This is a genomic window from Streptomyces sp. NPDC039423 (assembly GCF_055598725.1).
In genome coordinates this window covers 480,391-494,566 of sequence record NZ_JBVKAH010000002.1, presented here as the reverse complement: position 1 = coordinate 494,566, position 14,176 = coordinate 480,391, and the positions used below count along the sequence as shown (strand labels likewise).

At 67.7% G+C, this 14,176-nt stretch carries 10 protein-coding genes; 3 read left to right on the top strand and 7 right to left on the bottom strand.

Annotation, left to right across the window (positions count from 1 at the left end):
- Window positions 1-64 precede the first annotated feature (64 nt).
- Window positions 65-2,743: an AfsR/SARP family transcriptional regulator gene (locus ACZ7LK_RS08285; RefSeq protein ID WP_471139068.1), complete on the bottom strand. Its 2,679-nt coding sequence runs from the start codon at window positions 2,741-2,743 to the stop codon at window positions 65-67.
- A gap of 400 nt (window positions 2,744-3,143) precedes the next feature.
- Between ACZ7LK_RS08285 and ACZ7LK_RS08280 the strand changes: the two genes are divergently transcribed.
- Both ACZ7LK_RS08280 and ACZ7LK_RS08275 read left to right on the top strand, forming a co-directional pair.
- Window positions 3,144-3,419 (top strand): hypothetical protein, encoded by a 276-nt coding sequence (locus tag ACZ7LK_RS08280; protein WP_014048106.1) that lies wholly within the window; start codon window positions 3,144-3,146, stop codon window positions 3,417-3,419.
- Window positions 3,416-3,823, top strand: a complete 408-nt coding sequence (locus ACZ7LK_RS08275; protein WP_121787123.1) for a PIN domain-containing protein — start codon at window positions 3,416-3,418, stop codon at window positions 3,821-3,823. Before ACZ7LK_RS08280 ends, ACZ7LK_RS08275 begins: the two co-directional genes overlap by 4 nt.
- Window positions 3,824-3,836: 13 nt before the next feature.
- Here ACZ7LK_RS08275 and ACZ7LK_RS08270 read toward each other — a convergent pair whose 3' ends face one another.
- The 4 genes from ACZ7LK_RS08270 to ychF all read right to left on the bottom strand — a co-directional run bounded on the left by ACZ7LK_RS08270 (window position 3,837) and on the right by ychF (window position 11,437).
- Window positions 3,837-6,983: a type I restriction endonuclease subunit R gene (locus ACZ7LK_RS08270; RefSeq protein WP_471139065.1), complete on the bottom strand. Its 3,147-nt coding sequence runs from the start codon at window positions 6,981-6,983 to the stop codon at window positions 3,837-3,839.
- Window positions 6,983-8,143 carry a restriction endonuclease subunit S gene (locus tag ACZ7LK_RS08265; RefSeq protein ID WP_471139063.1) on the bottom strand — a complete coding sequence of 387 codons (1,161 nt, stop codon included), beginning with the start codon at window positions 8,141-8,143 and terminating at the stop codon, window positions 6,983-6,985. Before ACZ7LK_RS08265 ends, ACZ7LK_RS08270 begins: the two co-directional genes overlap by 1 nt.
- A gap of 80 nt (window positions 8,144-8,223) precedes the next feature.
- The gene (locus ACZ7LK_RS08260) at window positions 8,224-9,969 is read right to left on the bottom strand and encodes a type I restriction-modification system subunit M (RefSeq protein ID WP_471139060.1); all 1,746 of its coding nucleotides are present in this window, start codon (window positions 9,967-9,969) and stop codon (window positions 8,224-8,226) included.
- Between the two features lie 379 nt (window positions 9,970-10,348).
- Window positions 10,349-11,437 (bottom strand): redox-regulated ATPase YchF, encoded by a 1,089-nt coding sequence (gene ychF, locus ACZ7LK_RS08255; protein ID WP_392272261.1) that lies wholly within the window; start codon window positions 11,435-11,437, stop codon window positions 10,349-10,351.
- 502 nt (window positions 11,438-11,939) lie between these two features.
- Here ychF and ACZ7LK_RS08250 point away from each other — a divergent pair.
- On the top strand, window positions 11,940-12,374 hold the full coding sequence (locus ACZ7LK_RS08250) for a DUF6542 domain-containing protein (RefSeq protein ID WP_392272262.1): 435 nt from the start codon (window positions 11,940-11,942) through the stop codon (window positions 12,372-12,374).
- A 15-nt stretch (window positions 12,375-12,389) separates the two neighbouring features.
- Here ACZ7LK_RS08250 and ppgK read toward each other — a convergent pair whose 3' ends face one another.
- Together ppgK and ACZ7LK_RS08240 are read right to left on the bottom strand one after the other, a co-directional pair.
- Window positions 12,390-13,130, bottom strand: coding sequence for a polyphosphate--glucose phosphotransferase (ppgK, locus tag ACZ7LK_RS08245; RefSeq protein ID WP_392272263.1), 741 nt, complete (start codon window positions 13,128-13,130; stop codon window positions 12,390-12,392).
- Between the two features lie 44 nt (window positions 13,131-13,174).
- Window positions 13,175-14,173: a 4-hydroxy-3-methylbut-2-enyl diphosphate reductase gene (locus ACZ7LK_RS08240; RefSeq protein WP_392272264.1), complete on the bottom strand. Its 999-nt coding sequence runs from the start codon at window positions 14,171-14,173 to the stop codon at window positions 13,175-13,177.
- Window positions 14,174-14,176: the final 3 nt, after the last annotated feature.

Genomic DNA, 14,176 nt, shown 5'->3' with positions numbered 1-14,176 from the left:
CGGCGCACGCGTTCGGTGCCGTACACAGCCTCCGGTCCCGCGCTGCCGTCCCGCTTACGTGCCGCTAACGCCCCACCGGCAGCCGCGCCAACAGCTCGCCGGCCCGCTCCACGCCCTCGGTGTACCCCGCCGCGTCGGCCGCCTCGCCCGCCCGTCGCAACTGCTCGGCGGCCTCCTCCCGGCGGCCGAGACCGGCGAGCGCCTCACCGTGGACGATCCGCAGTTCGGCGCGGCCGACCAACGCGTCCGGCGAGATCAGCTCCAGCGCCCGCCGGGTGTGCGCGAGCGCCTCCTCGTGGGCGCCCGTCGTCAGACAGTGCCTGGCCAGGTGCTGGAGGGCCAGCACCTGGGTGGGCGGGTGCCCGGTGGCGGCGGCGAGGGAGACCGCACGGGCCATCAGCGCCCCGGCCCGGCGGGACGCACCCGTGGAGTCCAGGACGGCGCCCAGGTTGACGTACGCGATGGCCTCACTGATCGTGTCCCCGGCCAGCGCGGCCAGCGCGGGCGCCTTCTCCAGGTGGACCAGGGCCTCCTCGTCCCGGCCCTCCTCGTGCAGCACCCAGCCGAGCAACGCCCGGGTCCGCGACTGCGCGTCGGGGTCGCCCTCCCGCTCGGCCGCGTCGAGCCCCGCCAGCAGCAGCGGCGTCCAGCCGTCCCTGATCCGCCACAGCATCAGCGGCCACTGCACCAGGGCGAGCCGCCAGGCCCGGTCGTACAGGCCCAGGGCGGCGGCGGCCGCGACCGCCCCCTCCAGCGCCGGGCGCTCCGCCTCGTACCAGGCCAGCGCGGCCGCCCGGTCCTCGAACTCCCTGGTGGCGGCCGGCCGGCGGACGTCGGCGGGCAGGGCGTAGCAGGGCTGGGAACCCGGCTCGGCGGCGGCGTCGGCCGCCAGGCCCGTGTAGAGGTAGTGGTCGAGGAGGCGGCGCAGCCCCTCGGGGTCCGCCCCCGCGGCGAGTCGGCGGGCGTAGAGCCGTACCAGGTCGTGCGGTGTCCAGCGGCCGGGGACGGATTCGGTGAGCAGATGGGCCGCGGCCAGCCGGTCCAGGTCGGCGGAGGCCTGCGCGGGGGACGTCCCGGCGAGCGCCGCGGCCGTGAACCGGTCGAGGTCGGACCCGGTGTGGAGCCCCAGCGCGCGGAACGTCCGGGCCGCGGGCTCGGGCAGTTGCTGCACGGTGAGGCGCAGCGCCGCGGCGACGCCGGTGTCCTCGACGTTCAGCAGGGCCAGCCGGCCGTGCTCGTCGGCGAGTTCGCCCGCCATCGCGTCGAGCGTCCACCGCGGCCGCTCCGCCAGCCGGGCCGCCGTGACCCGCAGCGCGAGCGGCAGCCCGTCGCACAGCCCGGCCAGCGTCAGGGCGGCGTCGGGCTCCGCGGCGACCCGCCCGGCGCCCAGCACGGTGGCGAGCAGCGCCGCCGCGTCGGCCGGCGGAAGGTGCCCGAGCGGTACGGGCCGGGCGGCGTCGGACGCGATGAGGCCACCGAGCCGGTCCCGGCTGGTGACGAGGGTGGCGCAGTGGTCACCGCCGGGCAGCAGCGGCCTGACCTGCTCGGAGGAGCGGGCGTTGTCGAGGACGACGAGGATCCGGCGCTCCGCGGTGAGCGAGCGGAACAGCGCGCCCCGGGCGGCGGGGGTCTCGGGGACGCGTTCGGGCGGGGTGCCGAGGGCGAGGAGGAACTCGCGCAGGACGGAGCCGGTGTCAGGGGCCGGAGTGTCGCTGAAGCCGCGGAGGTCGGCGAACAGCCGGCCGTCGGGGAAGCGGGCGCGGTGCCCGTACGCCCAGTGCAGGGCGAACGCCGTCTTGCCGACCCCGGCGGGCCCGGTGACCAGGCAGACCGGGGCGTCCCCGCCCTCGGCCGCCTCGGTGAGCGCCGCCAGGTCGGCCGCCCGCCCGGTGAACCCGCGCGGCGGGCGGGGCAGCAGCTCCGGGACCGCGATGCCGGCGGGTGCGGTGACGGGTGCGGCCGCGGGAGGGCCGGCCGCGGGACGGGGCCGGGCGGGCGGCGGAGGGGTGGCGCGCAGCAGCGTCGCGTACGCCTCGCCGAGCGTCTCGCCGGGGTCCACACCGAGCTCCTCGGCGAGCAGCCGCCGGGTGCGGTGGTACCAGTTGATGGCATCGGACTGGCGCCCCGAGCGGCCGAGGGCCAGCATCAGCGCGGAGGCCAGCGACTCGCGCAACGGGTGCGCGACGGCCTCGGTACGGAGGACGGCGGCGGCCCGGTCGTGCTCGCCGAGCCGCCCGTACGCCTCCGCGAGCGCCTCCACCGAGGCCAGCCGCCGCTCCTCCAGGGCGCCGGCCGCCGCCTCCAGGGGCCTGCTCCGCACGGTGCCGGTGAGCGCGGGCCCCTGCCAGTAGGACAGGGCCTCGCGGAGCATCCGCACGGTGTCGGCGGGCCGGCGCTGCGAGCGGGCGAGGGCGACGAGCTCCTCGAAACGGTGGGCGTCCACCAGGGTTTCCGGCATCCGCAGCGCGTAGGCCGCCCCCTGGGTGGTGAGTTCGATCCCGTACGCCTCGGCGTCGTGCCGGGTGAGCAGCGCGCGCAGCCGGGAGACGTGCCCCTGGAGGACCGTCTTGGAGTGGGTGGGCGGTTCGTCCTCCCAGAGGGCCTCGGTCAGCTGCCCTACGCTCACGGCGGTGTTGGGCCGCAGCAGCAGCATGGCCAGCAGGCCGGACCGCTTGGCGGGCCCGGGGGCCACGTCCCCGCCCTCCGTCACGACCGCGACGGAACCGAGCAGCCGGAACTCCACCTCTCACCTCCGCCGTCCGCGCCCCGCCAACCTTCCGAGGATACGCGCGGCCCACGAACCGCCCGCGTTCCGGCGCACGGTTCACGCCCCCCACCGGGCCCCCGCTTTGCACCACTTCACCCAGACCTGATCGCGGCTGAGCGTGAGGAAGAAGGGGTCGGACTCGACAGAGTCCGACCCCTTCTTACCTGCATGTCTGCGCTCACGCGTTGAAGCGGAACTCCACCACAAGGCTCTGACCTGCAGGTATGCGGGCGCATCCCAGCACCATCCCAGCACGGGGTTCACTGCAAAGCACAAGAAGATCCAGAAGCGCCAAGACTACGCATCGACGCCCGCCCCGGATACAGACCGCACAGCACTCCGACGCTGTAATAGTTTCTGTACTAGACTTGCGACCATGAAGTCACCTCGCCCCGGCGGCACGGAGAACATCTCCGTCTCGATGCCCTCGGAACTCCTCGGCGCTCTGCGCACGCGTACCGGGAAGCGCGGTGTGTCCGCGTACGTGACGGCGGCGGTCCGGCATCAGCTCGCCATGGACGGCCTCGCCGAGATCGTGGCCGCCTACGAAGCCGAGCACGAGCCGCTGAGCGAGGCCGAAGTCCAGGCCGCGCAGAGCGAACTGTTCGGTGACGCACCGGCGCCGTACGCGTCGAACGACAGCGCCGCATGAAGGAGCCCGCGGCCAGGTCCCTGGTGCTCGACTCCCAGGCGCTGTCGCTGCTGCTGCGCAACGATCGCCAGATGATCACCCGGATCGAGGCCGCTCGGCGCGTGGGCGTACCCGTCCTCGTGTCGGCCCTGACGGTGGTAGAAGCCGTCTACGGGAAGACAGATACCGCCCGGCTGCGCTGGCTGCTCTCCCGCCTTCAGGTCCAGGACGTCACCCAGGCGGACAGTCTCACCGCGGTGCAGCTGCTGAGCGACGCCGGCGGCCTGCACGGCCACAAGTACGCCATCGACGCCCTCGTCGCCGCGATGGCGCTCCGCTCCCCGGCACCCGTCCTCGTACTGACCTCGGATCGCGACGACTGGTCGAAGCTGTGCGGCGACCAAGTGCAGATCAAGGACGTCTGACCTCGGCGTTTACTCAGCTTGAATCCACCTGCTGATCGACTGCTGCTTCGTAGAAGGCATCCGCGAGGGCGATGATGATCGCGTTGATGGCTGGCCCGTCGGTGAAGAAGTAGTCGGCCATCGTGTTGTGGGCGTCCTGGTTGTCTGCGACTGCCTCCGTGACGGCCGCTTGGAAGTCTGGTGACTCCAGGAACTGCTTCTTGGAGTTCGCCTTGGTCTGCTTGACCAGGTTTGGGTCATCGAGCAACCGCTCGACGAGACCCTGCACGAACTCCCTGATCTGCGATGCGGTGAACGACTCGGCGCCGAAGAGGTCGTTCATCTTGTCTATGACGACCTGGAGCGCGACGTACTTCGGATCCTTCTTCGTACCCGTGCCGGCGGCACTGATGCCCTTCAGTTGCCCGTCGCCCACGAGTGAGATGTCGACCGCGATCGCCTTGTTGTGCTTGACCCCGACCAGCACGACGTCGGAGAGGTCGATGTCAGCTGCCCAAGCAGACTCGGCGATTACCTTCTCCAGCAGGCGTAGGAAGATCGAGAGCATCTCCATGTAGGGATCGCCGTAGTCGACGATCTGGGACATGAAGTCATAGAGACGTACGTAGGTGGCGACGTCCTTACGGAACAGGTCGAGTGCTTGGAGCGTGACCTTGTCCTCATCTTGGATCGCTCGCGTGTAGCGGCGCCGGAAGTCGTGCTGCGCCGGGCTGATCGCCGCCGAGAGCGCGTTGTTACCCTTCCGAGTCACCCACAGCTCGGCGACCTTACGCACTTCGTCCTCGGTGTAGATTCCGGCCTGAGCAAGCTTGTTGGCCAGGTGGACGACGACGTACGGATCGGTCTCGGTCTCCAGGGTCGCGTTCTTGAAGTACGGCTCGAAGGCCGCCTTGATGTCCTCGGGCTTGTTGGCGAAGTCGATGACGAACGTCTTGCGCTTCTGCTCCCCACCGGCGGTACGGTGCGTGCGGTTGAGCCGCGAGAGCGTCTGCACCGCGGCGACCCCTGACAGCTTTTTGTCTACGTACATCGCCGAAAGCAGGGGCTGATCAAAGCCGGTCTGGAACTTGTTGGCGACCAGCATGATCTTGTACGTATCGCCCTTGAACGCAGCCGCCAGATCGGCCCCGGAGCCGGGGTTCATGTTGGCCTCGGTGAACTCGTCGTCCTTCGACGGCCTCGGGCCCCAGTCGCTGTGCCAGGTCTCGTCCTCTGCCATCGCCACCCCGGAGGAGAAGGCCACCAGGGTGCGGTAATTGTACGAGGCGTCCTCGGCGCGACGCTTGGCGATGTAGGCGTCGATGGCCAGCTTGTACTTCACCGCGGACTTGCGCGAGTCGGTCACGACCATCGCCTTCGCCTTGCCTTCGAGGAGATAGGCGACGTTGGCGTGGAAGTGCTCGACGATGATCTGCACCTTCTGGCCGATGTTCGTCGGGTGGAGCTGCACCCACCGCATCAGACCCTTGCGGGCGGCACCCTCCTCGACCTCTCCTCCGTCACCGCTCTCGGCCTTGCCGGCGATCTTCAGTGCGGTGTCGTAGGACTGATAGCCCTTGAGCACGTCGAGGATGTAGCCCTCCTCGATCGCCTGCTTCATCGAGTACGGGTGGAACTCGCGCGGCTTGCCGTCGACCCCCTTGCGACCGAAGAGCTCCAGCGTCTTGTTCTTCGGCGTCGCGGTGAAGGCGAAGTAGGAGATGTTCTCCGACTCGGCCCGCTCGGTCATCTCCGAGGCCAGCACCGCCTCCACATCGACCTCGCCGCCCTCCTCGATCTCCTTGATCTCTTCGGCCGTCAGCACCTGCTTCAGCTTCGAGGAGATCTGACCCGACTGGGAGGAGTGCGCCTCATCGGCGATGACGGCGAACCGCTTGCCCTTCAGGCCGGCGTCGGTGCGTATCTCGTCCAACGCATGCGGGAAGGTCTGCACCGTCACCGCGATGATCAGTTCACCGTTTTTCAACGCCTGCGCCAGCAGACCCGACTTCGACTTCGCACCGGCCTTGCGGACGTCTTCGGGGCTGATCGTCGCGACGATCTTGCCGGTGCCGTCGATCTGTCGGATCGCATCCTGTAGCTGTGAGTCGAGCACGGTGCGGTCCACAACCACGATGACCGAGTCGAAGACCTTCTTGTCCTCGACATGCAGCCGCGCCAGCCGGTGTGCCGTCCAGGCGATGGTGTTCGTCTTTCCCGACCCAGCCGAGTGCTCGATCAGGTACCGCTGCCCAACCCCCTCCTCCTTCACCGCCTCGACGAGCCTCGTGACGGCCTCCCACTGATGGAACCGCGGGAAGAGCATGCTCGTACGCCGCACCGATGTGCCGGTGGTGACGTCCCACTCCTCCTTGGTCTGCACGATCATCAGCCGCCCGATGATGTTCAGCCAGGCGTGCTTCTCCCAGACCCGTTCCCACAGGTACGCCGTGGCCGACCGTCCGTCCGCGCCGGGCGGATTACCGGCACCGCTGTCGAAGCCAGCGTTGAAGGGCAAGAAGTGAGTCTTCGCCCCCTCCAGCTTCGTGGTCATCGCCGCCAGGTCGTTCGAGACTGCGAAGTGCACCAGAGCCCTGTGACCGAACGACAGCAACGGCTCCGGCCGCCCGTTCGTCAACGGGTTGCGGTCCTGCTTGTACTGGTTGATCGCCTCATCCAGCGACTGGGTGAAGTCGGTCTTCAGCTCCACCGTGGCCACTGGGAGCCCATTGACGAAGAACACCAGATCAATCTTGCGCTGGTCGGAGGTCGAGAAGTACACCTGCCGTACCACCCGCACCCGCATCGCCTCATAGTGCGCCGTGGTGGTCTCGTTGAGCGACGTCTCGGGTCGGAACTGCGCCATCTTCAACCGGCCGCCACCGATGTACTGCACTCCATTGCGCAGGATGTTCAGCGTCCCACCGCCATGTTCCAGCGGTCGGTCGAGCGCTGCGGTCAGCACATTGAGGAACTTCTCCTTCGAGCCCGCCGCTTTCAACGCTTTCTCGTACGCCGGTCTCTGCGTATCCTTCAGCCATTCGAACAGGTCGTCCGGAAACAGTGCCCGCTCCCGGTCGTACTCACCGCCGTCACGGTCATTCTTCGAGTACAGCCAGTCGTTTTTCTTCAGGTACTCGCAGATCTCCGTCTCGAAGACGTGCTCGTTATGATCGGCCATCACGCCGCCCCCTGTACGTCGATCTGCCCCGTCACCGCCGCCGTGATCAACGCCGACCGCCGCTCTCTGGAGAGCTCGATAAACCGCTCGGTCTCCTCGATGAGCGTGTCGGTCTTCGCAGTCTGCTCGTCCAGTTGAACAGCGATGCGCCTCTGTTCATCAAGCGAAGGAATCGGCACCGGCAGGGCGCGAATGGCAGACACATTGATTCGGCGGAACGTGCTCCCGATCATGGCGCTCTCAATCGCATGCCTAACCTCGGCCCCGATCAACGCGTAGCGCAAGAATGATGGATCGATGTCCCTGTTTCGACGCAGAAGGACGGTCTCCTGCCCAACCGCGAACTCGGGCAAGTCCGAAGTCACGACTGAAACCAACCCCACGGAGACGTTTCGAATGAAGAGCAGGTCACCCGGACGGGGAGCCCGTCCCGAAGCCCGGAGGTGCTCGAAGAACTCCTCTGTCGTATAGTTGCATCCTGAGAGATCTACCGTGGCGCCCTGACACTCACGGATGCTCGCCACCGGATAGCGTTTATCGTCGTCGACAAACTCCGCGGTCACATGGGCGCAATCGATAACGTCGACGACTCTGCGAAGTTGAATCCGCACAGATGTCGCCTCTAGCACGGCATTCGAGATAGCGGCTGCACGGCGCTCGCGGAGCATCTCAATCAGTTGCTGCTGCTCTTCGATAAGGGTGTCGATGCGGGCCGTCTCTCGGTCGAGGTAGTCTGCAATATCACGCTGCAGCTCCACCGGCGGAATCAGGATCGGAATCCTGGCGAGCTTTTCTGCCGTGAGGTGCGGCATTGAGACAACGTTGGAATAGGCGCGAATGAAGCCGCTAGCCCGCAGCGCGATAAGGTAGTACGCGATGTAACGGCCGTCAAAGTCACCAATTGGTCGAAGCCGATTGATCGAGTTCTGGAAGCCCCAGCCGGGAAGGTCCTTGTCGATAAAAGCAGCACGACCGAACCCGCCCTGACCACCCTCAACAACGACAACATCGCCCGCGCGAATGCTCAAATGCTCCAGTTCACCCTCGCCGAACCACATCTCCTTCACGTCATCGATGGCCAATACGCCATCAGGTTGCACATTCGCAGCGCGCATGTAGGGTGCACGTGCGTCACTACCCGAGTTCTTACTCTGCAACATCTTGCCGAGTGTGACCGTAGCAGCGTTCTTGACTTGGCCTGCCAACCATCCGTCGGGCACGGCCCCCCAGAGAGGTCCCGTCACTGTTCCACCTCTCGCAGCAGGTCAATGATCTTGGCAACCTGCTTGTCCAAATCGGCGTCGATCTCGGCGAGTGGCCGGGGCGGGAGGTACTTGTAGAACTGGCGGGTAAAGGGGATTTCGTAGCCAACCTTGGTCTTTGCCCAGTCAATCCAGGCATCGGGGGCGTGTGGCTTCACCTCGGCGTCGAAGTATGCCTGAATAACCTCGCGCTCTGCAGACACGCCAGCTGTCGAGTCGGCGTAGGTAAAGGGCACGTTCTCGGTGTCGCGCTTCTTCGAGTCCGGCTTCGGGTTGCCCTTGCGGTCAACGATCGGTTTGCCGTGGTCGTCCATCAGCGGACGTTCGATGGTGATGGTCCAGTAGCCGAACTCGTCGTTTCGCAGCACCTTGGAGAGGTCCGGATCAGCGTCTTCGAAATCGGCGTACAACTGCAGGACTTGGGCCCGATCACCGTCGCGGATCTCGCGATTTTTCGAACCTAGATTCTTGCGCATCCTGGTCCAAAACGACGTGCCGTCGATGAGTTGGACCTTGCCCTGGCGGTCGGAGTGCTTGTTGTTGTCCAGGATCCAGATGTAGGTGGGGATGCCCGTGTTGAAGAACATGTTGATCGGCAGGGCGACGATCGCCTCGACGAGATCGTTCTCCAGCATCCATCGCCGGATGTTGGAGGGGCCGCTTTCGGCGGCGCCGGTGAAGAGCGGCGAGCCGTTCATAACAATGCCGACGCGTCCGCCGCCGTCCTCGGGTGCGCGCATCTTGTGGGCCAGGTGGAGCAAGAAGAGCATCTGGCCATCCGAGGTCCCGGGGAGTCCCGGCGCGAAGCGGCCGTAGGGGCCGGCGGAGTCACGCTCCGCCTTGACTGCCTTGGCGTACTGCTTCCACTCCACCCCGTAGGGCGGGTTGGACATGCAGTAGTCGAACTGGCGACCTTTGAAGGCGTCATCGGTGAGCGTGTTACCGAAGGCGATGTTGGTCGTGTCGTGACCCTTGGCGAGCAGGTCAGACTTGCAGATGGCATATGACTGCGGGTTGTACTCCTGGCCATACAGGGTCAGCCTCGCGTCAGGTTTCTGCTTGAGGAGGTGCTCCTCTGCCAGGGAGAGCATGCCACCGGTGCCGGCCGTGGGGTCGTACAGCGTCCGGATGATCTCTTCTCCGGGGAACTCGACGCCCTTCTCCGCGAAGAGGAGGTCAACCAGCAGCCGGATCGCGTCGCGCGGCGTGTAGTGGTCTCCGGAGGTCTCGTTCGCGGCCTCATTGAACTTGCGGATGATGTACTCGAACGCATCCCCCATGTCTGCGTTGGACACCACGTTGGGATGCAGATCGACGGCGCCGAAGGACTTGACGATCTCGCGCAAGAGCCCGGCCTTCTCCAGGGCCAGAATCTCATTCTTGAAGTCGAAGTACTCGAACACATCCACGTCGGCGGAGAACAGGTCGATGTACTCAGCGAGGTTGTCCGCCAACCCGTCTGCATCGGCCAACAGGTTCGCGAACGTGTAGTTGGAGGTGTTGTAGAACGTCCGCCCCGTGGCCTTCTTGACCTCGACCTTGAGCCGGTTCGGGTTCTCATACCTCGCTGCCAGATCCCGTACAACCGCGCGGTCCGGCTCGAGTACGCAGTCAAGCCGTCTCAGGATCGTGAACGGAAGGACCACTGTCCCGTACTGGTTGGGGCGGTACGGGCCCCGAAGCTGGTCAGCGATTGACCAAATGAAGCTACCGAGCGTGCTCACAGGTTCCTCACGAAATTCGTCTAGCCGTGCCGATCACTTTGCCAGAGACAGCAGCCACCGTCCCACGGTTCAGCCACGCCTCCTCGACCTGCTCTTACCGGTCGGCCTGGGTAGGTACCGGGTGCAGCAGTCGGCGTTCCCCTCAGCGATCGAATCGGGGTCACGAGGGGATCAGGGCGGAGCCCAGCACCACAGCCGATCCACATCCCAGCGCAATCCCAGCACGGTAGGGATGAGCAGGGATGATGACAGGTGACGAGGGGTCAGCCATCCCAGCACCATCCCAGCACGGGGAAAACCAAGGGGTCCGACTCCAGAAAGTCGAACCCCTTCCGACCTGCATGTTTGCCAGATCAGCGACGTGGTGGTATGTCACCCGCTACACGTTGAAGCGGAACTCCACCACGTCGCCGTCCTGCATGACGTATTCCTTGCCCTCCATGCGGGCCTTGCCGGCCGCGCGGGCTTCGGCGACCGAGCCGGTTTCGACGAGGTCGGCGAAGGAGATGACCTCGGCCTTGATGAAGCCCTTCTGGAAGTCGGTGTGGATGACACCGGCCGCCTCGGGGGCGGTCGCGCCCTTCTTGATGGTCCAGGCGCGGGATTCCTTGGGGCCGGCCGTCAGGTAGGTCTGGAGGCCCAGGGTGTCGAAGCCGACGCGGGCGAGGGTGGCGAGGCCGGGCTCCTCGGCGCCGACGGACTGGAGGAGCTCCATGGCGTCCTCCTCGTCCAGCTCGGCGAGGTCCGCCTCCAGCTTGGCGTTGAGGAAGATCGCCTCGGCCGGGGCGACGAGGGCACGCTGCTCGTTCTTGAAGGTCTCGTCCGTCAGCTCGTCCTCGTCGACGTTGAAGACGTAGAGGAACGGCTTGGTGGTGAGCAGGTGCAGGTCGTGCAGGAGCTCGGCCTTCTCGGAGCCCTGGAGGATGCCCTGGGAGAAGAGGGTGTCGCCCCGCTCCAGGATCTCCTTGGCCGCCTCGACCGCCGCGACCTTCGGCGCGACGTCCTTCTTGATCCGGGACTCCTTCTGGAGGCGCGGGAGGACCTTCTCGATGGTCTGGAGGTCGGCGAGGATCAGCTCGGTGTTGATCGTCTCGATGTCGTCCTTCGGCGAGACCTTGCCGTCGACGTGGACGACGTTCTCGTCCTTGAAGGCACGGATGACCTGGCAGATCGCGTCCGACTCGCGGATGTTCGCCAGGAACTTGTTGCCCAGGCCCTCGCCCTCGCTCGCGCCGCGCACGATGCCGGCGATGTCGACGAAGTCGACCGTGGCCGGAAGCACGCGCTGCGAGGAGAAGATCTCGGCCAGCTTGGTGAGCCGGGCGTCGGGGACGCCGACGACGCCGACGTTCGGCTCGATGGTGGCGAACGGGTAGTTGGCCGCCAGCACGTCGTTCTTGGTCAGGGCGTTGAACAGGGTCGACTTGCCGACATTCGGCAGGCCGACGATTCCGATCGTGAGCGACACGTTGGCGACTTCCCTAGAAGTGAGGATGGTGGGCCGACCCCCCAGTTTACGGGCGTGGCGGAGCGGGGAGCGACGGCGGCCGTAGGGCGAACTCTTGGCCAAGGTCACCCAAAGGGCGTGTCCCATGCCTGATTCCCGGGCCCCCGCGACCTACGTTGGTCAGGTGGAGCAGCACAGGAACAGTCCCCCTCAGCGCCCCCGGCGGGCGCAGTCCCCGGGCGGGCCGGCGGGCCCGGCGGCCCCCGCGGCGTCGGCGGCCCCGCCGGCGCCCGGCCCCCTGCCCCCGGGCGGGCTCATCGACGGCGCGGGCACCCGCCCCGCCGGGACGCGCCCCACACGGCCGCCCGCGAGGCCGGGCGGCCGGGCGGGCCCCGCGGCGGGGCCCGGTGCCGGTGACCGGCCGGGGCGCGCGGCCGGCGGCCCGGGCGGTGGCCGGACCGGCGGTGCCGGCGGGCCCGGCGCCGGCAGGCCCGGCGGTACCGGGCGGCCGGGACGGCGGGCCGTGCCACCCGTGGTGCTCGCGCTGCGCCGGCTGCCCTCGCCGCGCCTGACCGGGCTGGGCGCCGGGCTGTTCGCGGCCGCGACGATGTTCCTGCTCGGCTGTCTGGACCGGCTGCTCTTCGGTGGCTCCCCGCTGGTGTACGGGATGCTCTTCCTGCCCGTCAGCGCCCTGACCGCGCTGTGGGTGCGGGACGCCGACCTGGTGACCGCGCCGATCAGCGTCCCGATCGCCTTCGCCGCCGGTGTCGTCCCGATCGCCGGAGGCCCCGGCGGCTTCGGCGGCCGGACCATGGCCGTGGTGACCGCGCTCGCCGTGCACGCGGGCTGGCTGTACGGCGGCACCCTGGTGGCGGGCGTCATCACCTCCGTACGGAAGGTACGGCAGATGGGGCGGCGGCAGCGGACCGCCGCCGCCGCCCGGGCCGGCCAGCGCTGACGGCCGGCCGGTCCCTCAGCGGGCCGCGGCGGCCATCGCCGCGCCCACGATGCCGGCGTTGTTCTGGAGCTCCGCCGGGACGATCTCGGCACGCACGTCCTTGATCAGCGGCAGGAACTTCTCCGCCTTGCGACTGACGCCGCCGCCGACGATGAGGAGCTCCGGCGAGAACAGCATCTCGACGTGCGCCAGGTACTTCTGCACCCGGTGGGCCCAGTCCTCCCAGCTCAGGTCCTTGTCGTCCTTGACCTTCGTCGACGCCCGCTTCTCCGCCTCGTGACCGTCGAGCTCCAGATGGCCCAGCTCGGTGTTGGGCACGAGCCGGCCGTCGACGAACAGCGCGCTGCCGATGCCCGTACCGAAGGTCAGGGTGATCACCGTGCCCTTGCGGCCGCGTCCCGCGCCGAAGGTCATCTCGGCGATCCCGGCCGCGTCGGCGTCGTTGAGGACCGTGATCGGCATCCCGCTCAGCCGGTCGCCCAGCAGCGCGGCCGCGTCCACGCCCACCCAGCTCTTGTCGACATTCGCCGCCGTGCGGATGGTGGAGTCCGTGACGACACCGGGGAAGGTGACGCCGATGGGTCCCGACCAGTTGAAATGGGCGACTACCTCGGCAACGCACCCCGCGACGTCGTCCGGCGTCGCGGGGTGCGGTGTCAGTACCTTGTGGCGGGGCTCGGCCAGATCTCCACGCTCCAGGTCCACGGGAGCGCCCTTGATCCCCGACCCGCCGATGTCCACTCCGAAGACGTTCATGGACCCAACGTTACGGGGAGCGGCCGTCGGTCACCGGGTTTCGGTCAGCGCTCCTCGCTGAGGGCGGCGGCCTCGGCCCGCAGGTCGCGGCGCAGCTCCTTCGGCAGCGAGAAGGTGATCGACTCCTCGGCGGCCTTCACGATCTCCACGTCCTCGAAGCCGCGCGCCGCCAGCCACTCCAGGACGCCCTCGACCAGCACCTCGGGCACGGAGGCGCCGGAGGTGACGCCGACCGTGGACACGCCGTCCAGCCAGGCCTCGTCGATCTCGTCCGCGAAGTCGACCAGGTGGGCGTCCCTGGCACCGGCACCGAGGGCGACCTCGACCAGCCGGACGGAGTTGGACGAGTTCTTGGAGCCGACGACGATGACGAGGTCCGCCTCGGCACCCATCTGCTTCACGGCCGTCTGGCGGTTCTGCGTGGCGTAGCAGATGTCGTCGCTGGGCGGGGAGATGAGCTGCGGGAACTTCTCCTTCAGCTTGTCGACCGTCTCCATGGTCTCGTCGACCGAGAGGGTGGTCTGGGAGAGCCAGACGACCTTGGACTCGTCCCGCACGGTGACGTTCTCGACGTCGTCCGGGCCGTCGACCAGGGTGATGTGGTCGGGGGCCTCGCCGGAGGTGCCGATGACCTCCTCGTGGCCCTCGTGGCCGATCAGGAGGATGTCGAAGTCCTCGTTCGCGAACCGGACCGCCTCCTTGTGGACCTTGGTCACCAGGGGGCAGGTCGCGTCGATGGTCGCGAGCTTGCGCTCGGCGGCCTCTTGGTGGACGGTCGGCGCCACGCCGTGCGCGGAGAACATCACGATGGACCCCTCGGGGACCTCCGCCGTCTCGTCGACGAAGATGGCGCCCTTCTTCTCCAGGGTCTGCACGACGTACTTGTTGTGCACGATCTCGTGGCGGACGTAGATCGGCGAGCCGTACTGCTCCAGAGCCTTCTCCACGGCGATCACGGCACGGTCCACGCCGGCGCAGTAACCACGCGGAGCGGCGAGGAGGACGCGCTTGTCGGACGACGGGCTGGCAGGCGTAGCAGTCATGTC

What these genes read in the sequence shown, in the direction of transcription:
- ACZ7LK_RS08280 (WP_014048106.1), top strand. Translation starts at nt 3,144, where the DNA reads ATGAAGTCACCTCGCCCCGGCGGCACGGAGAACATCTCCGTCTCGATG.
- ACZ7LK_RS08275 (WP_121787123.1), top strand. Translation starts at nt 3,416, where the DNA reads ATGAAGGAGCCCGCGGCCAGGTCCCTGGTGCTCGACTCCCAGGCGCTG.
- ACZ7LK_RS08270 (WP_471139065.1), bottom strand. Translation starts at nt 6,983, where the DNA reads ATGGCCGATCATAACGAGCACGTCTTCGAGACGGAGATCTGCGAGTAC.
- ACZ7LK_RS08265 (WP_471139063.1), bottom strand. Translation starts at nt 8,143, where the DNA reads ATGTTGCAGAGTAAGAACTCGGGTAGTGACGCACGTGCACCCTACATG.
- ppgK (WP_392272263.1), bottom strand. Translation starts at nt 13,130, where the DNA reads ATGAACGTCTTCGGAGTGGACATCGGCGGGTCGGGGATCAAGGGCGCT.
- ACZ7LK_RS08240 (WP_392272264.1), bottom strand. Translation starts at nt 14,173, where the DNA reads ATGACTGCTACGCCTGCCAGCCCGTCGTCCGACAAGCGCGTCCTCCTC.